Consider the following 24648-nt stretch of genomic DNA (forward strand, 5'->3'; position numbering starts at 1 on the left):
CTTATTTCTTCCCTTCAAGTTTTTCGTAGGCTTGTTTCATCAGGACGTCGTAGTTGCCGTAGTCCTCGCCGTTATAGTTGTAGGCCATACCGGTGAAGTCCTTGGACTTCATCGCCTTCATCAACGCCGGGCTCTTGCTGCAAAAACCGAGGAAGGCTTTTAGTTGATTGCCGGCATTCACTTTTAGTGCGGCGGCAAACTCAAACACGGTCTTGTAACCGCAAGAACCATAGTTGAAGCCCATGATCTGGAACATGCCCCAGGACGCCGACATCAACGCCGCTTCCTGGTCCAGGGCAAAAGCAGTGGCCATGGTTTCCCACGCCTTGACCTGATCCTTGTTGTTGACCTGCCACTGCGGCCCGGCCTTTTTCTTGTAGGGGTAGGACAGCAACGGGTGCGCCTGGTCGTAGATGTGCTTGGTGTACTTGCGGAACAAGTGCCCTTCAAACGCGATCACCGGCAACTTGGCCGGACCAAACCCCGAACGCCCACCGGACTCCACGGTGGCAAACGCCTTGACGATATTCACCGAGATGCCATTGCCCAACTGCGTGGCGGCGTTCTGAAAGTCGGCTTCGCTCAGGGTCATGCCGCCGTCGCACGTGGGCTGAAGCATCAGCTGCCGGTTGCGCCGCTCGGCCTCGATCATTGCGCGCATGCGGTCCAGGTACACATTGACCGTGGCCTGCACGGCATCACCCTGGTTCGTCGCGAACACATTCAAGAAGCTGGGAATACGCACGCTCGGAAAGGCTTTAACCGGTACTTTCACCGCTTCTTCGATCAGGCTGTTGAAGGTACGCCCGGTGGGGTCGATCACGCCGTCGGGGTGGGCGTACTTGAGATGACGGAACTGGTATTGGCTGATGCACTGCACCAACTGGCCGTCGCACTTGCCGTTTTCGGCCAGCGGAAAACCCAGCTTGGGAATGATCAAATTGAACAGATACTGGATGCACTGCACATCGGCGGGCAAGTTACGGGCTTTTCCAGGCGCGCCAACCGACGCACTGAGAAGACGGGGCAACCCTTCCAGGCTTTTCATCACAGACATCCTTGTTAGTTAAAGAAGTGATAGCACTTCAATATCAACTTTCAGCCCTTGTCATACTCTGAAACAAGTGGCTGGCGGAAACTAACAAGGTGGTTTGGGGTTGTCCAGAGTGAGTATTAAAACCTGTGAAAGACCCCTCACAGGCAACGCGTTAAAAAGTATCGATTTTAATTAAGCGAGGCTTTCGCCCACTCGTTGCGCTACTGTCACGCTCGCAAGACGCACGCATCTGAAAACATTCAAGGATTGAAATGAAAGCTCCCCTATTGATCCTGGCGGTCCTGGCCCTGCTGTCCGGCTGCGCTTCTTCTCCCACCCCAGACTTCTCCCGCCCCGCTATCACCCAAACCAAATCGCTGGTGTTTGCCGGCAAGACGTTCGTGCTGAAATTCCAGAAGGATGGCTTGTGGGAATACTTCCCGGAGAACGAAAGCGTCGATGCCTGGACTGAAATGCTCGACTTCACCGTCGTCTCGCGCGGGCTGAGCTGGCAGGAACCCCTCGACCTGGGCAAACGTACCGTCCAGCTTCACCAGCTGGAAAACCCGAACATGCCGGCGATCCTGACCACAGACAACCGCACCGGGATCCTGTACCTGATGCTGTTTTATCCCAAGTCCCTCCGTAAGGACGGGGACTTTTCCGAGATCAGCTTCTTCAAGTACTACCGCGACAGCGTCACGGGCCAGATCATCATCTTTCACTTCGCCAGGAATATTCCCACGCCGGCTAACCCGGTGGAGAGCACGCAAGAGATGGGCGCAGAACTGGTGCCGACGTTCAAGGCTTTTCCGTTGTATCGGCAGTAATGCCGTTTCGCGGGCAGCAAAAAACCATTCGCAGGCAGTGATTGCCAGCAAAGCATCGATAAACAATAGGATTTGGGAGGGTGTTGCAGGAAGAGCGTTATGGAGGCAACCCCACCAGCCACACCCCGGCACACAATGTTCCCGCTGTGGCTGCTGCCTTCCGGCTCTGACCAGGTTCACGGGTAATCGTTGCGGGGGGACCGATGGGGTCACCATAACGACGCCTGCCTCTCGGCAAGCGGGGCCATTGTACCGATCTCATCGGAAGTTACAACCGTTCGCGGCGGATTAAAAATATTCGATGGTTCAAGCACTTGCCCGCCCCCTGTGGGAGCCGGGCTTGCCCGCGATGACATCAACGCGGAACCCATGAAACACCGAGTCGCCTGCATCGCGGGCAAGCCCGGCTCCCACACAGAACGATTTAATACGCCTGAACAGCTTCGTCTGCCCGGCCGCCTTCTTCCTGGATGACCAGGTGGATGAAGTGCAACTTGGCGATCACCGGCGGCGGCAGCACGAAGGGGTAGAAATCCGGCTGGCCCATGCTGCGGGACAGTTCGTTGAGCATACCGGCCAGTTCGATCCAGGCGTTGACGAACGACAGGAACGCCACGCCACCCGGGTGTTCGGGGTCGTAGAGGGTGGTGAGAGGGAACGGCTGGTAGTCCAGGTCCATCTCGCGGGCGCTCATGCCAAACCCCAGGGCGGTGTCGACGGCGTCCATCATGTGCAGGTAGTGGGCCCAGGTTTCGGCCCAGTCTTCCCAGGGGTGCATGGTGGCGTAGGCGCTGACGCAGGTCTGTTGCCAGTCGGGGCGCGGGCCATTCTGATAGTGATGGTCCAGCGCATCGGCGTAGCTGGCGCGTTCGTCGCCGAACAGGTGGCGAAACGGTTCGATCCAGTGGGTATTGGCGATCAGGCGGTCCCAATAGTAATGGCCAACTTCATGGCGAAAATGCCCGAGCAAGGTGCGGTAAGGCTCGCGCATTTGCACGCGGACTTTTTCCCGATGGGCGTCGTCGGCTTCCTTGATATCGAGGGTGATCAGGCCGTTGGCATGGCCGGTCATGGGCGCATTGCCTTCCAGGTCGATGCCGACGAAGTCGAACGCCAAACCGTTGTCTTCATCGATGCTCTTGGGCACCACCTGCAAGCCCAAGCTGATCAGTTGCGCCACCAGCCGGCGCTTGGCGGTTTCGACCTTGCGCCAGCGTTCGGGGTTTTCCGGGACCGACAGGTCGGGAATGGTGCGATTGAGGCTGCAGGCCACACACAACGGCGCGGTGCTGTGAGCAGGAATCAGCCAGTTGCACGCGGCGGGTGTGTCGAGGTTGGCGCAGCGGCGGAAGGCACCGGCGTCGAGGTTATCGTCTTGCAGCCAAGTGCCAGCAACGGGGCCGGGCTGCAAGGACGCCAGTCGGCTTTGTTGCGGCTGATAGCCCAGCAACGCCTGGCAGGCCAGGCATTGGCTGTTGCGAAAGAACAGCGACTGGCCGCACCGGCATTGCCACACCTTGCTGTTACGCGAGGATCCGGCCACGAACGGTGCAGCGATACGCGAACTGAGTTGCTCGAAGTAACGGAACATGGCGATCTCTCCCTGGAAGACAGAGACTAGATCAATTCCCTTCGAAGATCGTTCCGAAAATAAACGTCGCCTCCTGTAGGAGCCCGGCTTGCCGGCGATGGCGCATTCAAAATCGCCATCGCCGGCAAGCCGGGCTCCTACAGTGAGGTGTGTTAGTCGACGGTGATATTGTGCTTGGCCAGGAAGGCGACGAAGGTTTCTTCGTCCAGCACCTTCAGACCCAGCTCGCTGGCCTTGGCCAACTTGGAGCCCGCGCCCGGCCCGGCGACCACGCAGTGGGTTTTCGCCGAAACGGAACCGGCCACCTTGGCGCCGAGACTTTCCAGTTTGTCCTTGGCCACGTCACGGCTCATCAGCTCCAGGGAGCCAGTAAGCACCCAGGTATGCCCTGCTTCGGGCAAGCCTTCGACGACTTTTTTCTCGCTCTGCCAATGCATGCCGAAGTCGCGGAGCTGCTGCTCGATGGCCAGGGCACGGTTAGCGTTGTCGGCATTATCGAAGAACTCGCGCACGGCCCTGGCCTGCTTCTCGGGCAGCGCCTGACGCATGTCGAGCCAGTCGGCCTTGATCACGCCTTCGAGGCTGCCAAATTTGTCCGCCAGTTTCTGCGCCGCGCCCGGGCCAACGCTCGGCACATGCAACTTGTCGAGCAAGCCGCCCAACGTGGCGCTGGCCGCGAACTCGGCGCTCAAGTCGCCCTGATCCTGCAATTGAAGCCCGCACTCTTCAGGCGAAAGCAATGCACCGATCACTTCCTGGTTATGGCTGTCTTCAAAGAAGCTGTGAATCTCATGCGCCACTTCCAGGCCCACGTCAGGCAAGTACGTCAGCACTTCCGGCAAGGCCTTCTGCACGCGCTCCAGCGACGCCAGGGACCTTGCCAGCACTTTGGCGGTCTCCTCGCCCACATCGGGAATACCCAGGGCGTAGATAAACCGCGCCAGGGTCGGCGTCTTGCTGTTTTCGATAGCCGTGATCAGCTTCTTGCTGGAGATATCGGCAAAGCCCTCCAGGTCGATGATCTGTTCGTACTTGAGTTTGTAGAGATCCGCCGGCGAGCCGATGAGTTTCTCGTCCACCAATTGCTCGATGGTCTTGTCGCCCAGGCCGTCGATGTCCATGGCGCGGCGCGAGACGAAGTGAATGATCGCCTGCTTGAGCTGCGCCCCACACGCCAGGCGCCCGACGCAGCGGTACACCGCGCCTTCGCTGACGGTTTCCTTGCCCTTGCTGCGCTTGACCAGTTGGGTGCGCTCCACATGGGAACCGCACACCGGGCAGCTCTCGGGAATAGGCACCGCGCGGGCGTTTTCCGGACGGCGCTCAAGCACCACGGAGACGACTTGCGGGATCACATCACCGGCACGGCGGATGATCACGGTATCGCCGATCATCACACCCAGGCGCGCCACTTCGTCCATGTTGTGCAAGGTGGCATTGGACACGGTGACACCCGCGACCTTGACCGGCTTGAGGCGCGCCACCGGGGTGACGGCGCCCGTGCGGCCGACCTGGAACTCCACGTCGAGCAGTTCGGTCAGCTCTTCCAGGGCCGGGAATTTATGGGCGATGGCCCAACGCGGCTCGCGGGCACGGAAGCCCAGTTCACGCTGGGAAGCAATGCTGTTGACCTTGAACACCACGCCGTCGATCTCGTACGGCAGGCTGTTACGCCGTTCGCCGATATCGCGGTAGTACTCGAGGCAGTCCTGGATGCCCTTGGCCAGCTTCAGCTCGTGACTGATGGGCATGCCCCACTTCTGCAACTGTTGCAGGTTGCCGATGTGGGTGTCGCTGATGTCCGTGGTCACACCGTAGCAGCAGAACTCAAGCGGGCGGCTGGCGGTGATCTTCGAATCCAGCTGACGCAGGCTGCCCGCAGCGGCGTTGCGCGGGTTGGCGAAGGTCTTGCCGCCGACTTCCAGTTGCGAAGCATTGAGCCGCTCGAAACCGGCCTTGGACATGAACACTTCACCGCGTACTTCCAGGGTCGCCGGCCAGCCGCTGCCGTGCAGTTTTAACGGAATATTGCGCACGGTGCGCACGTTAACGCTGATGTCCTCGCCAGTGGTGCCGTCGCCACGGGTGGCGCCGCGTACCAACTCGCCATCCTGGTACAACAGGCTGACCGCCAGGCCGTCCAGTTTCGGCTCGCAGCTGTATTCCACCGCCGCGCCACCGCCGAACAGGTCGCCCACCGGCAGGTCGAGACCTTCGGTAACCCGACGATCGAATTCCAGCATAGTGGTTTCATCGAATGCGTTGCCAAGGCTGAGCATGGGGATCTCATGCTTGACCTGGGTGAACGCCGACAGCGCCGCACTGCCCACCCGCTGCGTCGGTGAATCCCGCGTGACCAGCTCCGGATGCTCGGCCTCCAGGGCCTTGAGCTCGTGGAACAGCCGGTCGTACTCGGCGTCCGGGATGCTCGGCTCGTCGAGGACGTGGTAGCGGTAGTTGTGCTGATCCAGTTCAGCGCGCAGTTCGAGGATGCGGGTGTGGGCGGCGGTCATGGGTGTTCTCTCATAAAGCAAAAGAGCAGCCGAAGCTGCTCAATATGTTAGTGCACGGATTCTACAGACAACGCTTAAGATCGAACCTCAGCGTTTCTGTGTCAGGGCGCGACGCTCGAACTCGACGATGCGCTGACGGTAGTGTTCGATGGTCTGGGCGGTCAGGACGCTGCGTTGATCGTCCTTGAGTTCGCCATTGAGCTCCTGGGACAGCTTGCGGGCTGCCGCCACCATCACGTCGAACGCTTGTTTCGGGTGACGCGGGCCTGGCAAACCGAGGAAGAAGCTCACGGCCGGGGTGCTGAACAGGTCGATGTCGTCCAGATCGAACGTGCCCGGCTTGACCGCGTTGGCCATGGAGAACAGCACTTCGCCGTTACCCGCCATGCTTTCGTGACGGTGGAAGATGTCCATCTCACCAAAACGCAGGCCGCTTTCCAGGATGTTCTGCAACAGCGCCGGGCCCTTGAAGCCGGCCGCGTCGCGGCAAATCACGCTGATCACCAGCACTTCTTCAGCGGCCGGCTGGTCGTTTACCGACTGACGCGGCGCGGTGCTCTTGCCAATGTTCTCGTCCGGGAAATCATCGTCGCGGCTGCTGAAGCTCGGGCCTTCATCGACGTCGAGGTTCAGGTCGCCCTGATGCGGCTCGGCGACCGCCGCGCTGTTGCGCTTGCCTCGCTTGGAAGACGGCTCACGGGCTTCACGCAGTGGCGCGCTCATCGACGGCAGGTCGTGCTCGTCCAGTTGCGGTTCTTTATGGGTATCCAGCACACGGGGCGGCCCCAGCAGCTCGGCACTGCCGTCGTCGTCCGGCAGGTTGGACAGGTTTCGGTCCAGGCGGAACTTGAGCTTGCCCTTGCCGCCGCGCATCCGGCGCCAGCCATCAAAAAGAATACCGGCAATGACAATAATGCCGATGACGATCAGCCACTCGCGCAGACCGATTTCCATGTAATCCCGTGCCTCTAATAAAAAATGCTGAAAAATAAGGGGTTTAGCACCGTGCAAACCGCTTTAAAACGTGGCGCCAACTCTATGTTCTGACTGACGTTTTGCCCACGCACACGAAAAATTGACATTAAACTAGCACGACCAAAGATAACTTTACACCGTCTGTCAAAATGCCTTGAACAAATATGTCCATTTGCCATATTTCACAGCCGGTTCCATCACCTTACATCCTGCTGAAAATTCTCTTTCAAAGCGTGGTTCAGGATTCCACCATCGCCATCGCTTCTTCCACGTCCACCGCCACCAGCCGCGAACAGCCCGGTTCGTGCATCGTCACACCCATCAGTTGATCAGCCATTTCCATGGCGATCTTGTTGTGGGTGATATAGATGAACTGCACCGTCTGGGACATCTCTTTAACCAAGCGTGCGTACCGTCCAACGTTAGCGTCATCCAGCGGGGCGTCAACTTCATCGAGCATGCAGAACGGCGCCGGGTTCAACTTGAAGATGGCAAATACCAGGGCCAATGCGGTCAGGGCCTTCTCGCCGCCGGACAACAAATGGATGGTGCTGTTCTTCTTGCCCGGAGGCCGCGCCATGATCGTTACCCCAGTATCGAGTAGATCTTCGCCCGTCAGTTCCAAGTAAGCGCTGCCTCCACCGAAAACTTTCGGGAATAAGGCCTGTAAACCGCCATTAATCTGATCAAAGGTATCTTTGAAACGATTACGGGTTTCCTTGTCGATCTTGCGGATCACGTTTTCCAAGGTGTCCAGGGCCTCGACCAGGTCGGCGTCCTGGGCGTCCAGGTAACGCTTACGCTCGGACTGTTGCTGGTATTCGTCGATAGCCGCGAGGTTGATCGCGCCGAGGCGTTGGATACGTGCAGCAATGCGCTCAAGTTCTTCTTCGGCGTCTTTCTCGTTGGCCTGGGCGGTCAGCGTATTGAGCACGCCGTGCAGGTCGTAGCCGTCTACGAGCAACTGGTCCTGCAAGGTCTTGCGGCGCACGGTCAGGGCTTGCCATTCCATGCGCTGTTGCTCGAGCTGGCCGCGGATCAGTTGGGATTGTTGCTCGGCCTGGGTGCGGCGCTTTTCGGCATCACGCAGTTCGCGGTCGGCGTCTTCCAGGGCGATTTGCGCGGTCTTGAGTTCTTCATCGACGGTCATGCGCTTGTCGAGCAGCTCTTCGAGCTTGAGGCGCAACTCTTCCAGTGGCGCTTCGCCCTCTTCCAAGTTGAGGCTCAGTTGCTCGCGCTTTTCGGTGAGGCGTTCGGACTGCATCTCCAAACGCTCGAGGGCCTGGGCCGTGGACGCGTGCTGAGCCTTGAGCGAACCCAAACGCACCGCCAACTGGTGGGCGTGATCTTTATGCTGACGGGCTTCCTGGCGCACGCGGTCAAGGCGCTCGCGCAGGCTGTCGCGCTGGGCCAGCAGCAGTTCGCGCTGCTCGGTGTCCAGCGCCATGCTGTCGAGGGCTTCCTGCAAATGCAGGCGCGCCTCGCCAATCTGTTCGTGTTCCAGGGCGCGCTGCTCGCCCATCTCGGCGACTTCTTCGTCGAGACGGGTACGGCGCAGGGTCAGTTGCTCGACCTTGGCTTTGCTCGCGGACAGCTGGGCTTTCAGCTCGCCTTGCTGGCGCGCTTCGTCCTGCAACAGGCGGCGCAGGTGTTCGCGGCCGGTCTCTTGCTGGCGCTGGGTGGCGCGCAGGGTTTGCAGCTGGGTTTCCAGGCCTTCAAGGGTGGCTTCGCGCTCTTCACGCTCGGCGATCAGGTTGACGATTTCCTGGCCGCGAGCCAACACGCCGCTTTCCGCTTCACTGGCGCGACGCACCCGCAAGAAGTGCCGGCCGACCCAATAGCCGTCGCGGCTGATCAGGCTTTCACCGGCACCCAGTTGACCGCGCTGGGCCAGCGCCTGCTCCAGCGAATCCACCGGTTTGACCTGGCCCAGCCACGGCGACAGGTCAATCGCCGCCTCGACTTTATCCAGCAAGCTGCCCGGTACTCGCGTGCCGTCCGCTGCCGGGCTGAGCAAACGCAAGTCACCCTGGGCAAAACCCGACAGGTCGAACCCGCCAAAATCATCCACCAGCACCGCTTGCAGGTCGGCGCCCAGCACGGTTTCCACCGCCAGCTCCCAACCGGCTTCCACTTTCAAGCCTTCGGCCAGGCGCGGGCGCTCGGCCAGGTGCTGGTCGCGCAGCCATTCGGCGGTGCCGGTGCCCGGGTCCAACGCGGCTTGCTGCAAGGCTTCAAGGGACGCCAGGCGCCCGTTCAAGCGCTGCAAATCACCCTGGGCCTGCTGCTGCGCCTGGGTCGCCTGCTGCAGTTGCTGACGCAATTGCTCCAGGCGCTCCACTTGTTGTTCTTCGCTGGCTTCCAGCTCTTCCAGCGTCATTTCGCTTTCGGCCAGTTGCTCGCTCAACTCCATGATCGCCGCGTCTTCCGGGTCGGCAGACAGCAACGCGCGCTCTTCCTGCATGCGGCGCTGGCGCTCGGCCAGGCGCTCCATGCTGGTTTCCAGTTGCTGGATGCGCGACTGTTGCACCTCGGCCTGACGGCGCGGCTCGGCGGATTGCAGGTTGAAGGTGTCCCACTGCTCCTGCCAGCCGTGCATGGTGGTTTCGGATTCTTCCAGGGCGGCGGCGGCCTCTTCGGCGGCGGCGCTGGTGACCTCCTGCTCGGGGGTGAGCATGTCCAGCTCTTCGCCGAGGGTCAGCAGCAAGGTGCGGTCATGGCCCAGGTGGGATTCGGTTTCCAGGCGCGCGCGTTCGGCTTCTTTCAAATCATCCTGCAACTGGCGCAGGCGCTGCTGGCCGTGCTGGATGCTTTGCTCGACGCGGGCGATGTCACCGCCCACCGAATAAAAGCGGCCCTGCACCAGATTGAAGCGCTCGGACAGGTCATGGTGACCGTCACGCAGGCGCTCGATGCTGGCGTCGGCATTGCGCTGCTCGGCCACCAGGGCCTCAAAGCTGATTTCCTGGGTGCCGATGATCGCTTCGCGCTGGCCAACCTGATCATTCAGCGCCTGCCAGCGCAGGGCCGACAGTTGTGCCTTGAGCTGGCGCTCTTCGCCCTTGTATTCCTGATACTTCTCGGCGGCCTGGGCCTGGCGGTGCAGGCGCTCCAACTGGCGCTCCAGCTCTTCGCGCAGGTCGGTGAGGCGGGCGAGGTTTTCATGGGTACGGCGAATGCGGTTTTCGGTCTCGCGGCGGCGCTCCTTGTACTTGGAAATGCCGGCTGCTTCCTCGATAAAGTTGCGCAGGTCTTCGGGCTTGGCTTCGATCAGCTTGGAGATCATGCCCTGCTCGATGATCGAGTAGCTGCGCGGGCCCAGGCCGGTGCCGAGGAAAATATCGGTGATGTCCCGACGGCGACACTTGGTGCCGTTGAGGAAGTAGCTGTTCTGGCTGTCGCGGGTCACTTTGCGGCGGATCGAGATTTCCGCGTAGGCCGCGTACTCGCCGATCAGGGTGCCATCGGAGTTGTCGAACACCAGCTCGATGCTGGCCTGGCTCACGGGCTTGCGGCTGGTGGAGCCGTTGAAGATGACGTCGGTCATCGACTCGCCACGCAGGTTTTTCGCCGAGCTCTCGCCCATCACCCAGCGTACGGCGTCGATGATGTTCGACTTGCCGCAACCATTGGGCCCGACCACTGCCGCCATGTTACTGGGGAAGTTTACCGTGGTCGGGTCGACGAAGGATTTGAACCCCGCCAGTTTGATGCACTTGAGCCGCACGTTTAGGCGTCCGCCAACGCAGCGATGACCAGCGAGCAACTGCGCTGGCCATAGGCCGAAAGCACTTGGCGGATTTGCACCAGGTCACGGGCGAGTACGGCGGCGAGTAGTTGCTCGAACAGCGTCAGGTACTCGCTCATCGACGCCTTGCGCTGATCCAGCGCCAGGTAATAAGCGCGGTTCATCGCCGGTTGCAGGTTCTCGACGGTTTCCTGCAGGTACGGGTTATTGGCGAAGGGGTACGCGGCGCGCATCACGTTGAAGCTTTCTTCGACGAAGGCGCGGATGTCCTGGCGCTCGAAACTCGCCACCAGGCGCTGTTGGATCTGCAGGAACGGGCCCATGTCAGCCTGGGTCTGCCAGCCTTGGGCCACGGCGTTGCCCAGCAGGATGTACAGCTCGCCCATCAAGGTGCACAGGCTCTGCACCTTGTGCGCGGTGAGCTCGGTGACGTGGGCACCACGGCGCGGCAGGATCGCGATCAGGTGGCGGCGTTCGAGGATCAGCAAGGCTTCACGCACGGAACCACGGCTGACATTGAGTGCCAGCGTGACCTTCTGTTCCTGGATCCGCTCCCCAGGCTTGAGATCGCCGCGAATGATACGTTCGGCGAGGTGGTGAGCAATTTGCTCGGCGAGACTGTCCGGCGCCTTGAACGTCATGTTTTCCCTTCAAAATCTTCTATCGGTACAAGCGCGGCAGTGTAGCGCATTGGCCCGCTGATGGCGCTACGCCCACCGTGGCGAATTTGGCATGAAATAAGCAGCGCTGAAAAGCCAAAAGCCCCTGAAAACGCCGGTTCCAGAAGACTGGACCATAATTGAAAGTGTTGCGACTGCATTTTCTTGACCTTCTGGTCAGAAAATCATTGACCGAAAAGTCAGAGATGACTAGATTCGGCGCAAAGCGGTTAACAACAATAATGAGTCTGCGAGGCCTTCCGTGATCCAGTTTTTACTTAACAGGGAACTCCGTAGCGAGCACGCCCTGGACCCCAACCTGACGGTGCTCAACTACCTGCGCGAGCACCTGGGCAAACCCGGTACCAAGGAAGGCTGCGCCAGCGGCGATTGCGGTGCGTGCACCGTGGTGGTCGGCGAGCTGCAGACCGATGCACAAGGCGTCGAGCAGATCCGTTATCGCAGCCTCAACTCGTGCCTGACCTTTGTGTCTTCCCTGCACGGCAAGCAACTGATCAGCGTCGAAGACCTCAAGCACCAGGGCCAATTGCACAGCGTGCAACAGGCCATGGTCGAGTGCCACGGTTCGCAATGCGGCTTTTGCACCCCAGGTTTTGTGATGTCGCTATTCGCGCTGCAAAAGAACAGCGATGCCCCCGACAGCCAAAAGGCCCACGAAGCCCTGGCCGGCAACCTGTGCCGCTGCACCGGCTACCGCCCAATCCTGGCCGCCGCCGAACAGGCGTGCTGCAACAAACCCCAAGACCAGTTCGACAGCCGCCAGGCCGAGACTATCGCCCAGCTCAAAGCCATCGCGCCGACGCAAACCGGTGAACTCAACAGCGGCGACAAACGCTGCCTGGTGCCGCTGACCGTCGCCGACCTGGCTGACCTCTATGACGCCTACCCCCAAGCCCGCCTGCTGGCCGGCGGCACCGACCTGGCGCTGGAAGTCACCCAGTTCCACCGCACTCTGCCGGTGATGATCTACGTCGGCAATATCGACGAGATGAAGCGCATCGAAGACTTCGACGATCGTCTGGAAATCGGCGCCGCCACCGCCCTCTCCGACTGCTACGCCGCGCTGCACCACGCCTATCCGGACTTTGGCGACCTGCTGCACCGCTTCGCCTCCCTGCAGATCCGCAACCAGGGCACCCTGGGCGGCAACATTGGCAACGCTTCGCCCATCGGCGATTCGCCGCCGCTGCTGATCGCCCTGGGTGCGCAGATCGTGCTGTGCAAAGGCAACACCCGCCGCACCCTGGCGCTGGAAGACTACTTCATCGACTACCGCATCACCGCCCGCCAGGACAGCGAGTTCATCGAGAAGATCATTGTGCCCAAGGGCCACGCGCTGTTCCGGGCGTACAAGGTTTCCAAGCGCCTGGACGATGACATTTCCGCGGTCTGCGCCGCGTTCAACCTCAAGCTCGACAACGGCGTAATCAGCGATGCCCGCGTGGCCTTCGGCGGCATGGCCGCCATCCCCAAACGTGCGAAGCACTGCGAAACCGTGCTGATCGGCGCGACCTGGAACGCTGCCACCGTGGAAAAAGCCTGCGCCGCCCTGGCCGAAGACTTCACCCCGCTTTCTGACTTCCGCGCCAGCAAGGAATACCGCCTGCTCAGCGCCCAGAACCTGCTGCGCAAATACTTCATCGAGCTGCAAACGCCACACATCGAGACTCGGGTGACCGCTTATGTCTAACCATCACGCCGTCGTTAAAACCCAGGCTGAACTGGCCGAGCTGTTCGCCCAGGACCTCACCTCAGGTGTGGGCCGCAGCGTCAAGCATGACAGCGCCGCCAAGCATGTGTCCGGTGAAGCGCAGTACATCGATGACCGCCTGGAATTCCCCAACCAGTTGCACCTGTATGCACGCATGTCCGACCGCGCCCATGCGCGCATCATCAGCATCGACACCGCGCCTTGCTACGCCTTTGAAGGCGTGCGCATTGCCATCACCCACGAAGACGTGCCGGGCCTGAAAGACATCGGCCCGCTGATGCCCGGCGACCCGTTGCTGGCCATCGACACCGTGCAGTTCGTTGGCCAAGTGGTGCTGGCGGTGGCGGCCCGCGACCTGGAAACCGCACGCAAAGCAGCGATGGCTGCCGTGATCGAATACGAAGACCTGGAGCCGGTGCTGGACGTGGTCGAGGCGTTTCGCAAGAAGCACTTTGTGCTCGACAGCCACACCCACCAGCGCGGCGACTCGGTTGGCGCATTGGCCACGGCAAAACACCGTATCCAGGGCACCTTGCACATCGGCGGCCAGGAACACTTCTACCTGGAAACCCAGATCTCTTCGGTGATGCCCACTGAAGACGGCGGCATGATCGTCTACTGCTCCACCCAGAACCCCACCGAAGTGCAAAAGCTGGTGGCCGAAGTGCTGGACGTGTCGATGAACAAGATCGTCGTGGACATGCGCCGCATGGGCGGCGGCTTTGGCGGCAAGGAAACCCAGGCCGCCAGCCCCGCGTGCCTGTGCGCGGTGGTCGCGCGCATCACCGGCCAGCCGACCAAGATGCGCCTGCCGCGCGTCGAAGACATGCTGATGACCGGCAAGCGCCACCCCTTCTATATCGAATACGACGTGGGCTTTGACGACAGCGGCCGCTTGCACGGGATCAACCTGGAATTGGCGGGCAACTGCGGCTGCTCGCCAGACCTGTCCAACTCGATTGTCGACCGCGCCATGTTCCACTCCGACAACTCGTATTACCTGGGCGACGCCACGGTCAACGGCCATCGCTGCAAGACCAACACCGCGTCCAATACCGCCTATCGCGGCTTCGGCGGCCCGCAGGGCATGGTTGCCATCGAAGAAGTGATGGACGCCATCGCCCGCCACCTGGCGCTGGACCCGCTGGCGGTGCGCAAGGCCAACTACTACGGCAAGACCGAGCGCAACGTCACCCACTACTACCAGACTGTCGAGCACAACATGCTCGAAGAGATGACCGCCGAGCTGGAAGCCAGCAGCCAATACGCCGAGCGCCGCGAAGCCATCCGCCTGTACAACGCCCACAGCCCGATCCTGAAAAAAGGCCTGGCGCTGACCCCGGTGAAGTTCGGCATTTCGTTTACCGCCAGCTTCCTCAACCAGGCCGGTGCGCTGATTCACATCTACACCGACGGCAGCATCCACCTGAACCACGGCGGCACCGAGATGGGCCAGGGCTTGAACACCAAGGTCGCGCAAGTGGTTGCCGAAGTGTTCCAGGTGGAAATCGACCGCGTGCAGATCACCGCGACCAACACCGACAAGGTGCCCAACACCTCACCAACCGCCGCTTCCAGCGGTGCCGACCTGAACGGCAAGGCCGCGCAGAATGCCGCCGAAACCATCAAGCAGCGCCTGGTGGAATTCGCTGCACGCAAGTACGACGTGAGCGAAGCGGACGTGGAGTTCCACAACGGCCACGTGCGGGTGCGCGATCAGATCCTGACGTTCGAGGCGTTGATCCAGCAGGCGTATTTCGCCCAGGTCTCGCTGTCGAGCACCGGCTTCTACAAGACCCCGAAAATCTACTACGACCGCAGCCAGTCACGGGGTCGGCCGTTTTACTACTTCGCCTTTGGCGCGGCCTGCTGCGAAGTGATCGTCGACACCCTGACCGGCGAATACAAGATGCTGCGCACCGACATCCTGCATGACGTGGGAGCCTCGCTGAACCCGGCTATCGACATTGGCCAGGTGGAAGGCGGCTTCATCCAGGGCATGGGCTGGCTGACCATGGAAGAGCTGGTGTGGAACAACAAGGGCAAGCTGATGACCAACGGCCCGGCCAGCTACAAGATCCCGGCCGTGGCCGACATGCCCCTGGACCTGCGAGTGAAGCTGGTGGAGAACCGCAAGAACCCGGAAGACACGGTGTTCCATTCCAAGGCCGTGGGCGAGCCGCCATTCATGCTCGGAATTGCCTCGTGGTGTGCGATCAAGGATGCGGTGGCGAGCCTGGGTGACTATCGCCATCAGCCGAAGATCGATGCGCCGGCGACGCCGGAGCGGGTGTTGTGGGGATGTGAGCAGATGCGGCAGTTGAGTGCGGCGAAGGCTGTTGAGACTGAAACCGAGCTGGCTTCGCTTTAGGACCGAGGTGCTGCTATCGCCGGCAAGCCGGCTCCTACAGGGAACGCGATCAACTGTAGGAGCTGGCTTGCCAGCGATAGCGGTCTCACAGACACCACAAGAGGTGACTATGAATTATTGGATCAGCGCCCTCGCCGACCTGCAAAACCGCGGTGAACCCTGCGTACTCGTCACCATCATCGAAGAGCTCGGCTCCACGCCACGCAACGCCGGTTCCAAGATGGTGATCAGCGCCGCGCAAACCTTCGACACCATCGGCGGCGGCCACCTGGAATACAAGGCGATGCAGATCGCCCGGGACATGCTCGTGCGTGGCCAGCAGAAAACCCACCTGGAGCGCTTTAGCCTCGGTGCCAGCCTGGGCCAGTGCTGCGGCGGTGTGACCGTGTTGCTGTTCGAACCGATGGGCCAAGTGCAAGCGCAGATCGCCGTGTTTGGTGCCGGCCACGTGGGGCGTGCACTGGTGCCGTTGCTGGCCAGCCTGCCGTGCCGGGTGCGCTGGATCGATTCCCGTGACCAGGAGTTTCCGGAACATATCCCGCAAGGCGTGCGTAAAATCGTCAGCGAAGAGCCGGTCGACGAAATTGCCGACCTGCCGGTGGGCAGTTACTGCATCGTGATGACCCACAATCACGCGCTGGACCTGGAACTCACCGCCGCCCTGCTCAAGCGCAACGACTTCGCCTACTTCGGCCTGATCGGTTCGAAGACCAAACGCGTCAAGTTCGAACACCGCCTGCGTGATCGCGGCTTCGACGCCGCGCAACTGCAACGCATGCGCTGCCCCATGGGCCTCACCGAGGTGAAGGGCAAATTGCCGGTGGAGATCGCGATCTCCATCGCCGGCGAAATCATCGCCACCTATAACGCCAATTTCGGCCAGCACACCGCCAGCGCCGAACCCATCGCCAAACTGCTGCCGGCGTCACGCCGCAGCCAAGCCATTTGAATTGAGATCACCATGCCTTTGACTCGCAAAGCCTACCGTGCCGCCCTCCTGCACAGCATCGCCGACCCTGCGCAAGTGGGGATCGAAGCCTCCTATGAGTACTTTGAAGACGGCCTGCTGGTGATCGAAAACGGCCAGATCAGCGCCATCGGCCATGCAGGTGACTTGTTGCCGACGCTGCCCGCCGACATCGAAGTCACCCATTACCAAGATGCGCTGATTACCCCCGGCCTGATCGACACCCACATCCACCTGCCGCAAACCGGCATGGTCGGCGCCTACGGCGAGCAGTTGCTGGATTGGCTCAACACCTACACCTTCCCGTGTGAAAGCCAGTTCGCCGACAAGGCCCATGCCGAAGAAGTCGCGGATATTTTCATCAAGGAACTGCTGCGCAACGGCACCACCACCGCACTGGTGTTCGGCAGCGTGCACCCGCAGTCGGTGAATGCCTTTTTCGAAGCGGCCGAGAAGCTCGACCTGCGTATGATCGCCGGCAAGGTGATGATGGACCGCAACGCGCCGGACTACCTCACCGACACCGCCGAAAGCGGCTACCAGGAAAGCAAGGCGCTGATCGAGCGCTGGCACGGCAAAGGCCGCCTGCACTACGCGGTCACCCCACGCTTTGCACCGACCAGTACGCCGGAACAACTGGCACTCGCCGGGCAATTGCTGGGCGAATACCCGGACCTGTACATGCAGACTCACATCAGTGAGAACAAGCAGGAAGTGGAGTGGGTGAAAGAGCTGTTCCCGGAGCGCAACGGCTACCTGGATGTGTACGACCACTACAAATTGCTCGGCGAACGCTCGGTGTTTGCCCATGGCGTGCACCTGTGTGATGACGAGTGCGCGCGCCTGGCAGAAACCGGCTCGGCGGTTGCGTTCTGCCCTACGTCAAACTTCTTCCTCGGCAGTGGCTTGTTTAACCTGCCAATGGCGGAAAAACACAAATTGAACGTAGGCCTGGGCACCGACGTGGGCGGCGGCACCAGCTTCTCGCTGCTGCAAACCCTGAACGAAGCCTACAAAGTCATGCAGTTGCAGGGCGCGCGGTTGAGCCCGTTCAAGTCGCTGTACCTGGCAACCCTGGGCGGTGCGCGTGCGCTGCGCCTGGAAGACAAGATCGGCACGCTGCAGCCAGGCACCGATGCGGACTTCCTGGTGCTGGACTACAACGCCACGCCGTTGCTGAGCTATCGCCTGAAGCAGGCGAACACCATTGCCGAGACGTTGTTTGTACTGATGACGCTGGGGGATGATCGGACTGTGTTGCAGACGTATGCGGCGGGGCAGCTCGTGCACCAACGCTAATTTCAGGTACACCACAAAACCAAATGTGGGAGCGGGTTTATGTGGGAGCTAGCTTGCCTGCTCCCACACAAGCCGGCCCCCACATTTTTATTGGGATCAGAGTTTGATCGAGGAGCGCCCTGGCTTCTTGGTCTGCAACAGGTGCGAAAACACCGCATGCAAATCATCCGACGCGCTCTCTTCATCGAGGTTGAGCTTGCTGTCGATGTGATCCATGTGATGCATCATCAAATCCACCGCCAGCACCGCGTCCCGCGCTTCGATCGCATCGATCAACTGGGTGTGTTCATCGTAGGAGCAGTGCGAGCGGTTGCCGCTTTCGTACTGCGCGATGATCAACGAGGTCTGGGACACCAGGCTGCGCTGGAAGCTGATCAACGGCGCGTTCTTCGCCGCTTCGGCCAGCTTGAGGTGGAACTCGCCGGAAAGGCGGATACCCGCACCGCGATCGCCCCGGGAGAAACTGTCGCGCTCGTCGTTGACCATCTGGCGCAGTTCGGCCAGTTGCTCGGCCGTGGCGTGCTGCACTGCCAGCTCGGTGATCGCCCGCTCCACCAGACGCCGCGCCATGAACACCTGGCGGGCCTCTTCGACACTCGGGCTGGCCACCACGGCACCGCGATTGGGCCGCAGCAACACCACGCCTTCATGGGCCAGGCGCGACAGCGCACGGCGAATGATGGTGCGGCTGACGCCAAAGATTTCGCCCAGTGCCTCTTCACTCAATTTGGTACCGGGTGCCAGGCGTTGTTCGAGGATCGCCTCGAAGATATGCGCGTAGACGATATCGTCCTGGGTTCCGCTGCGACCGGCCTTGCCAGCTCGCGGTTGTTTCTTGAGAGGTTGCAACTGTTCGTTCATGGGCACTCGGGTTTGGAGAACGGCGGCGAATTAACGGTAATACGGCAACAGCGTGTCGCTGGCAAGTATCGCCTAAAAACAGGGCACATTGTACACAACCGAATGCGCCAACACACTGTACGGCTGTTTGCGGCCTCGTCTGTATTGCAATGACTGGTTACGTTTGAGTTTAGGCTTGAATTCGCGCCTTCATCGGTAAAAAGCCTCAGGTAAAAGGAACACCTCGCCATGACACACGCCACCCAAGCGCCGTTGCGCCCGTTGGCCGACACTTCGCCGTCCGCGGTCGTCGCCGGTTTCATCGCCATGATGACCGGCTACACCAGCTCCCTGGTGCTGATGTTCCAGGCCGGCCAGGCAGCCGGCTTGACCACGGCGCAGATTTCCTCGTGGATCTGGGCGATCTCCATCGGCATGGCGGTGTGCAGCATCGGCCTGTCCCTGCGCTATCGCACGCCGATCACCATTGCCTGGTCCACCCCCGGCGCGGCGCTGTTGATCACCAGCCTCGGCGGCGTGAGTTATGGCGAAGCCATCGGCGCCTACATCACTTGCGCGGTGCTGGTGACGATTTGCGGGCTGACCGGCAGCTTTGAAAAACTGGTCAAGCGTATTCCGGCATCGCTGGCGGCGGCCTTGCTCGCCGGCATCCTGTTCAAGATCGGCAGCGAGATCTTCGTCGCCACGCAGCATCGCACCGGCCTGGTGCTGGGGATGTTTTTCACTTACCTGGTGATCAAGCGCCTGTCGCCGCGCTACGCGGTGCTGGCCGCATTGGTGATTGGCACCGCGCTGTCAGGGTTGATGGGGTTGCTGGATTTCAGCGGCTTTCACCTGGAAGTGGCCACGCCGGTGTGGACCACCCCGCACTTCTCCCTGGCCGCCACCATCAGCATCGGCATCCCGCTGTTTGTGGTGGCGATGACCTCGCAGAACATGCCCGGTGTTGCCGTGCTACGCGCCGATGGCTACAACGTGCCAGCCTCGCCGCTGATCACGGCCACCGGCCTGGCTTCCCTGGTGCTGTCGCCCTTCGGCTCCCACGGCATCAACCTGGCAGCGATCAGCGCGGCCATCTGCACCGGCCCCCATGCCCATGAAGACCGCAACAAACGCTACACGGCGGCGGTGTGGTGTGGCGTGTTCTACGGGATTGCCGGGGTGTTTGGCGCTACCTTGGCGGCATTGTTCGCCGCCTTGCCCAAGGAACTGGTGCTGTCGATTGCAGCCCTGGCGCTGTTTGGCTCGATCATCAATGGCTTGAGCATTGCCATGAATGAGCCGAAGGAACGGGAAGCGGCGCTGATCACCTTTATGGTCACCGCGTCTGGCTTGACGCTGTTTTCCATCGGCTCGGCGTTCTGGGGGATTGTGGCGGGGGTGTTGACGCTGCTGATTCTGAACTGGCGCAAGGCATAAAAAAACGGCGACCCTCAGGTCGCCGTTTTTTTCAGTATCACTTAGCCGCGTTGATCGGCTTTTCCGGATACCACACGTCCAGCAGCGGGCTGACTTCAGCCTTGGTCAGCTCGGAACGGGTTTTCAGCCAGGCTTCAACAGCAGCACGTTGCTCTTCGGACACCGAGCCGCGCTTCTGCAGGCAAACCAGACCGAAGTCGTCGCCGCCCACGTAGCCCAGGCCGTTGGCTTCCATGGCTTCTTTGATGAATGCTTCGAGGAAAGCGTCGATAGCTTCTTCACTCAGGCCTTCGTTGAAGTCCAGGTTCAGTTCGAAACCCAGCTCTTGAAATTCATCAACGCACAGTTTTTTGCGCAGACGCTGGGAACGGTTAGTCGCCATTGGAACAATCCTCTTAAGTAATAACGGGCGGCACTTTAGCAGTTTAAGGCGGCGATTGCCCGACTCTCTGGGACAGGCGGCCATTGGCCCGCAAAAAAAACGCCCAATACCAGCTATCGTTCAGCTACAAGTGGATCCACCTTGGGGCATAATGCCGACACTTTCATGACCATTGAGGGATTTTTCCTATTTACCCCTCGCCTTTTTCACCCTCCTCAGCAGTAGGGTTTTACTTCTTATGATCAAATCTTTGCGTCCATTTCTGCTTGCCAGCGTTCTCCTGCCACTGGCCTTTTCCGTCACCGCCGCCCCGATCAACAACACCCTGCCGCCGAATGTCCAACAGGCTCTGCAGAAAGCCAAGATTCCCAATACCTCGCTGTCCCTGGTGATGCTGCCGCTCAACGGCCCCGGTACACCGACCGTGTTCAACGCCGACGTGTCGGTCAACCCCGCCTCCACCATGAAGCTGGTGACCACCTACGCCGCCCTGGAAATGCTCGGCCCCAACCACCAGTGGAAAACCGAGTTCTACACTGACGGCACCCTCAGCGGCGGCGTGTTGCACGGCAACCTGTACCTCAAGGGCGGCGGCGACCCCAAGCTGAACATGGAAAAGCTCTGGCTGCTGATGCGTGACCTGCGTGCCAATGGCGTGCAGCAAGTCACCGGCGACCTGGTGCTGGACCGCAGCTTCTTCAACCAACCGCAATTGCCCGAGTTCAACGACGACGGCAATGACGAGAACAAGCCGTTCCTGGTCAAGCCGGACGCTCTGTTGGTCAACCTCAAGGCCCTGCGCTTCGTGACCCGCAACGATTCGGGCCGGGTGATCGTATCGGTAGAGCCACCGATCGCCAGCATTCGCATCGACAACCAAGTGAAAGTCTCCAACGCCAAGCAGTGCACCGGCGACGTGCGCTACAACCCGGTCACGGCGGCCGATGGCAGCGTGACCGTCACCGTCAGCGGCCAGTTGGGCGATGGCTGCAGCTCGCAGACCTACCTGTCGCTGCTGGACCACGCCACCTACACCGCCGGCGCCGTGCGTGCGATCTGGCAGGAACTGGGCGGCACCATCCAGGGCCGTGATATCCAGGCGCCGGTACCCAAAGACGCCAAGGTGCTGGCCCGCGCATTCTCGCCGGACCTGGCGGAGATCATCCGCGACATCAACAAATACAGTAACAACACCATGGCCCAGCAGCTGTTCCTGAGCCTGGGCGCGCAGTTCCGCAACGATGCCGACGGCGACGATGCCAAGGCCGCGCAACGCGTGGTGCGTCAATGGCTGGCGAAAAAAGGCATCACGGCACCGCACCTGGTGATGGAGAACGGCTCCGGCCTGTCCCGCGCCGAACGGGTCAGCGCCCGTGAGATGGCGGCCATGCTGCAAGCGGCCTGGAAAGGACCTTACGCGGCCGAATACATCAGCTCGCTGCCGATTGCCGGCACCGACGGCACCATGCGTAAACGCCTGAAAACCACGGCCATGCGCGGCGAAGCCCACGTGAAGACCGGCACCTTGAATACCGTGCGCGCCATCGCCGGGTTCAGCCGCGACAACAACGGCAACAGCTGGGTAGTGGTGGCGATCCTCAACGACTCGAAACCGTGGGGCGCTTCGTCTGTGTTGGACCAGGTGTTGCTGGACCTGTATCGCCAGCCCAAAGCCGTGGCTGCCGCCCCGGTCTTATAAGCCTTTGTAGGAGCCGGCTTGCCGGCGATGGCACCCGAAAGATCACCCTTGAACTTTCGGGCCTCATCGCCGGCAAGCCGGCTCCTACACGGAGAATCAGGCGCTCAGGCGTTCAGCCTCCACACGGTCCCGGCCCGCCTGTTTAGCCACATACACCGCCGAGTCCGCACGCAGCAGCAGCCCATCGATGCCTTCATCGATACGCCAACTGGCCACGCCAAAGCTGGCGGTCACCACCCCCACCGACTCCATCGGCGCACCGCGCAACGCTTGCCACAGCTCCATCGCCAGGCTGTAGGCCTGGCCTGCATCGGTGTTGGGGCACAGCACCACAAACTCTTCGCCCCCCAGGCGGCAGAACACGTCGGTGCGGCGCAGGCGCTGGCTGATGCGTTTGCACACTTCCTGCAACACGCCGTCGCCCACACCGTGGCCGTGCTGATCGTTGATGCGCTTGAAGTGATCGATATCGAGCATGATCAGCGACAGCGCCCCCGACGTGCGATTGAGCCGGATCATCTCGGCCTTGAGGCGATCCTGGAAATAGCGCCGGTTATGGATGCCGGTCAGGGCGTCGGTAATCGAGAGCGCACGCAGCTCCTCCTCCACCCGCTTGAGGTCGGAAATGTCCGACACATAGCCATGCCACAACGTACCGCCGCCCGGCAGTTCTTCTGGCGTCGCTTCACCCCGAATCCAGCGCAGGCCGCGTTGCGGCAACAGCACGCGATACTCTTCGCGCCAATGACTCAACTGCAACGCTGACAGGCGAATCGACACCCGCACCCGCTCTGCGTCCAGCGGGTGAATGCGCTCGAACACCTTGCTCGCGTCCTGCTGCAGCACGCCCGGCTCGATTTCATAGATATCGCGCATGCCATCGCTGGCGTAGATGAAACGCCACTGGTCCTGGGGTTCCAGGGTGAACTGGAAGATCCCGCCGGGCACATGGGCGCTGAGCTTTTTCAGCAGGCGGTCGCGCGCGGCCAAGGCTTCGTAGGCGCGCTTTTGCTCGGTGACATCCAGGTAGATCGCCAGGTGCCCGATCCACAGACCATGGTCATCCAGCAACACGGTGCCAAGCATGTTCACGGTCAACGGGCTGCCGTCCTGGCGCAGCAGGGTCCATTCCCGGGCCTCGTGCAGGTTGTCCGGGCTTTCCACCAGCATCGCCTGGCTGGGGGGAATGCGCTTGCCCAAGGTCACGCTCAAGCTGGCGGCGCGTGCGTCCAGCTCCGATGCCAGGTGCAGGCTTTCCAGGGTCATGCGCCCCAGCACCGCGTCAGCCTTGAACCCCAGCATTTGCTCGGCACCGGCGTTAAAGGTGTTGATGACCCCGCGCAAGTCCGTGGCGATGATCGCGACCTGGGTGGCGGCATTCAGCACACTGCGCAATTGCCCATGGGCGCCGCGCAATTCCTGCTCACGCAAACGCAACTGCTCGGTACGCTGCTCGACCATTTTCAGGGCCCGCTGGCGCTGGCTGACCAACACATAGAGCAAGGCGCTGAGCAACAGGCTGAGCAGCCCGCCCATGGTCAAGATGGTGCTCAGGGAAGAATGGTTGGCCAGGTCAAAAACCTTGCTTGCCCGCAGGTTCAGCGCGTAGACATGGTCGCCCAGGCTGAGACGACGCGCAGCAGCAAGGTCGCTGTCACCCACGGCATTGCTGGAGGCGTACAGCACCCGTTGCTGGGTGTCGGAGGTGTCGATTATCTGCATCACCAGGTTGTCACGGTTCGGCTTGGGCAAGCCGTCGGCGACCAGTTGGCGCATGCTGATCACCGCCATCACAAAACCGAAAGGTTCGGTTTCCGACAGCTTGCTGACCGGCGCCACCAGCAACACGCCGGCAGCATAAGCGGGCTCAACGCCCACCAGTTGCATGGGTTGGGACACCGCAGGCTTGCCGGTCTTCTGTGCACGTTCAAGGGCCGAACGCCGCAGGGGCTGGGCCAGCAGGTCAAAGCCCAGGGGCGAGCCGAGCAAGCTCTGGGTCTGGCTGTACAGCACCGGCACGTATTCATCCCGTTCGGCAGCGGGAGCCAGGTCGCCCGACGAATTCAGCTCCCGAATGCTGAAGGGCGTGCCGCGCTGACGGGAGATTTCCTGTTCAAACTGGCTGCGCTGGTCGCGAAAAATCCGAGGGGCCCAGGCGTAGGCCCGGGCGCGCAACAATAGGGGCTGGGCGAAGCCGTCAAACTCTTCGCGGGAGACATCATCGGAGTTGACGAAGAAACGCCGCAGGCTGCCCAGGCGTTGTTCCTGGTCCTCGAAGCGCTCTTGAAGGCGGGTGTAGCGTTCGTTGACGAGCAGCTGGAAACGCTGGCGAACTTGCTGTTGATAGAGGTCGGCAGCCGCCCAGGCGATGATGGCCGTCAGCGCGCAACCGGCCAATAACACCACCAATGCCACCAGCCAAGCCGACGCCTGCTCACTGATAAAGCCAAGGATTTTCGGGCGGACGGCTTGCATCGGCATAGGCAACACTCACAACGCCAGCGTGCGGGGGGGTGTCACTTTGGCTAGGCCTTAGTTATAGCGAGCGGCCCAAGGTTTGACCAGC

Annotated in this window: 16 protein-coding genes and 1 other RNA gene; 7 read left to right on the forward strand and 10 right to left on the reverse strand. The window is 61.2% G+C overall.

Features of this window, described 5'->3' with window-relative positions:
• Position 1 precedes the first annotated feature (1 nt).
• Entirely contained in the window at positions 2-1048 is a 1047-nt protein-coding gene (locus HX792_RS12000; RefSeq protein ID WP_176996309.1) for an N-acetylmuramidase family protein, read from the reverse strand.
• A 260-nt stretch (positions 1049-1308) separates the two neighbouring features.
• Here HX792_RS12000 and HX792_RS12005 point away from each other — a divergent pair, with 260 nt between their 5' ends.
• A complete protein-coding gene (locus HX792_RS12005; RefSeq protein WP_176996310.1) occupies positions 1309-1866 on the forward strand; it encodes a hypothetical protein in 558 nt (185 codons plus the stop codon).
• 109 nt (positions 1867-1975) lie between these two features.
• Here the strand turns inward: HX792_RS12005 and ffs are convergent.
• The 6 genes from ffs to HX792_RS12035 all read right to left on the reverse strand — a co-directional run bounded on the left by ffs (position 1976) and on the right by HX792_RS12035 (position 11334).
• Positions 1976-2072: signal recognition particle sRNA small type (gene ffs / locus HX792_RS12010), an RNA gene on the reverse strand.
• A gap of 218 nt (positions 2073-2290) precedes the next feature.
• A complete protein-coding gene (locus tag HX792_RS12015; RefSeq protein WP_176996311.1) occupies positions 2291-3457 on the reverse strand; it encodes a putative zinc-binding metallopeptidase in 1167 nt (388 codons plus the stop codon).
• A 152-nt stretch (positions 3458-3609) separates the two neighbouring features.
• Positions 3610-5970, reverse strand: a complete 2361-nt coding sequence (gene ligA / locus HX792_RS12020) for an NAD-dependent DNA ligase LigA (RefSeq protein ID WP_176996312.1) — start codon at positions 5968-5970, stop codon at positions 3610-3612.
• Between the two features lie 87 nt (positions 5971-6057).
• A complete protein-coding gene (gene zipA / locus HX792_RS12025; protein WP_176996313.1) occupies positions 6058-6924 on the reverse strand; it encodes a cell division protein ZipA in 867 nt (288 codons plus the stop codon).
• A 259-nt stretch (positions 6925-7183) separates the two neighbouring features.
• Positions 7184-10672: a chromosome segregation protein SMC gene (gene smc, locus HX792_RS12030; RefSeq protein WP_176996314.1), complete on the reverse strand. Its 3489-nt coding sequence runs from the start codon at positions 10670-10672 to the stop codon at positions 7184-7186.
• Positions 10673-10674: 2 nt separating this feature from the next.
• Entirely contained in the window at positions 10675-11334 is a 660-nt protein-coding gene (locus tag HX792_RS12035) for a GntR family transcriptional regulator (RefSeq protein WP_176996315.1), read from the reverse strand.
• Between the two features lie 280 nt (positions 11335-11614).
• Between HX792_RS12035 and xdhA the strand changes: the two genes are divergently transcribed.
• From xdhA to guaD, 4 genes are all read left to right on the forward strand, one after another.
• Positions 11615-13063, forward strand: a complete 1449-nt coding sequence (gene xdhA / locus HX792_RS12040) for a xanthine dehydrogenase small subunit (RefSeq protein ID WP_176996316.1) — start codon at positions 11615-11617, stop codon at positions 13061-13063.
• Positions 13056-15455, forward strand: coding sequence for a xanthine dehydrogenase molybdopterin binding subunit (gene xdhB, locus HX792_RS12045; protein WP_176996317.1), 2400 nt, complete (start codon positions 13056-13058; stop codon positions 15453-15455). The genes xdhA and xdhB overlap by 8 nt, the downstream gene beginning before the upstream one ends.
• Before the next feature lie 109 nt (positions 15456-15564).
• Positions 15565-16404 (forward strand): xanthine dehydrogenase accessory protein XdhC, encoded by an 840-nt coding sequence (xdhC, locus tag HX792_RS12050; protein WP_176996318.1) that lies wholly within the window; start codon positions 15565-15567, stop codon positions 16402-16404.
• A gap of 12 nt (positions 16405-16416) precedes the next feature.
• Entirely contained in the window at positions 16417-17721 is a 1305-nt protein-coding gene (gene guaD, locus HX792_RS12055) for a guanine deaminase (RefSeq protein WP_176996319.1), read from the forward strand.
• Positions 17722-17817: 96 nt separating this feature from the next.
• On the opposite strand, the gene HX792_RS12060 is transcribed toward guaD, so the two are convergent.
• Complete coding sequence (locus HX792_RS12060) at positions 17818-18582, reverse strand: GntR family transcriptional regulator (protein WP_176996320.1); 765 nt, start codon at positions 18580-18582, stop codon at positions 17818-17820.
• A gap of 228 nt (positions 18583-18810) precedes the next feature.
• Here HX792_RS12060 and HX792_RS12065 point away from each other — a divergent pair, with 228 nt between their 5' ends.
• Positions 18811-20001: a benzoate/H(+) symporter BenE family transporter gene (locus tag HX792_RS12065; RefSeq protein ID WP_176996321.1), complete on the forward strand. Its 1191-nt coding sequence runs from the start codon at positions 18811-18813 to the stop codon at positions 19999-20001.
• Positions 20002-20038: 37 nt separating this feature from the next.
• Here the strand turns inward: HX792_RS12065 and HX792_RS12070 are convergent, their stop codons facing one another.
• Positions 20039-20383: a YggL family protein gene (locus HX792_RS12070; protein ID WP_016979277.1), complete on the reverse strand. Its 345-nt coding sequence runs from the start codon at positions 20381-20383 to the stop codon at positions 20039-20041.
• Between the two features lie 238 nt (positions 20384-20621).
• Between HX792_RS12070 and dacB the strand changes: the two genes are divergently transcribed.
• Entirely contained in the window at positions 20622-22082 is a 1461-nt protein-coding gene (gene dacB / locus HX792_RS12075) for a D-alanyl-D-alanine carboxypeptidase/D-alanyl-D-alanine-endopeptidase (RefSeq protein ID WP_176996322.1), read from the forward strand.
• A 96-nt stretch (positions 22083-22178) separates the two neighbouring features.
• On the opposite strand, the gene HX792_RS12080 is transcribed toward dacB, so the two are convergent.
• Complete coding sequence (locus tag HX792_RS12080; protein WP_176996323.1) at positions 22179-24563, reverse strand: GGDEF domain-containing protein; 2385 nt, start codon at positions 24561-24563, stop codon at positions 22179-22181.
• Positions 24564-24648: the final 85 nt, after the last annotated feature.

It is taken from the genome of Pseudomonas sp. B6002 (assembly GCF_013385985.1).
Classification (GTDB): domain Bacteria; phylum Pseudomonadota; class Gammaproteobacteria; order Pseudomonadales; family Pseudomonadaceae; genus Aquipseudomonas.

Coding starts and splice junctions, on each gene's coding strand:
- HX792_RS12000 (WP_176996309.1), bottom strand. CDS start 1,048: ATGAAAAGCCTGGAAGGGTTGCCCCGTCTTCTCAGTGCGTCGGTTGGC.
- HX792_RS12005 (WP_176996310.1), top strand. CDS start 1,309: ATGAAAGCTCCCCTATTGATCCTGGCGGTCCTGGCCCTGCTGTCCGGC.
- HX792_RS12015 (WP_176996311.1), bottom strand. CDS start 3,457: ATGTTCCGTTACTTCGAGCAACTCAGTTCGCGTATCGCTGCACCGTTC.
- ligA (WP_176996312.1), bottom strand. CDS start 5,970: ATGACCGCCGCCCACACCCGCATCCTCGAACTGCGCGCTGAACTGGAT.
- zipA (WP_176996313.1), bottom strand. CDS start 6,924: ATGGAAATCGGTCTGCGCGAGTGGCTGATCGTCATCGGCATTATTGTC.
- HX792_RS12035 (WP_176996315.1), bottom strand. CDS start 11,334: ATGACGTTCAAGGCGCCGGACAGTCTCGCCGAGCAAATTGCTCACCAC.
- xdhB (WP_176996317.1), top strand. CDS start 13,056: ATGTCTAACCATCACGCCGTCGTTAAAACCCAGGCTGAACTGGCCGAG.
- xdhC (WP_176996318.1), top strand. CDS start 15,565: ATGAATTATTGGATCAGCGCCCTCGCCGACCTGCAAAACCGCGGTGAA.
- guaD (WP_176996319.1), top strand. CDS start 16,417: ATGCCTTTGACTCGCAAAGCCTACCGTGCCGCCCTCCTGCACAGCATC.
- HX792_RS12060 (WP_176996320.1), bottom strand. CDS start 18,582: ATGAACGAACAGTTGCAACCTCTCAAGAAACAACCGCGAGCTGGCAAG.
- HX792_RS12065 (WP_176996321.1), top strand. CDS start 18,811: ATGACACACGCCACCCAAGCGCCGTTGCGCCCGTTGGCCGACACTTCG.
- HX792_RS12070 (WP_016979277.1), bottom strand. CDS start 20,383: ATGGCGACTAACCGTTCCCAGCGTCTGCGCAAAAAACTGTGCGTTGAT.
- dacB (WP_176996322.1), top strand. CDS start 20,622: ATGATCAAATCTTTGCGTCCATTTCTGCTTGCCAGCGTTCTCCTGCCA.
- HX792_RS12080 (WP_176996323.1), bottom strand. CDS start 24,563: ATGCCGATGCAAGCCGTCCGCCCGAAAATCCTTGGCTTTATCAGTGAG.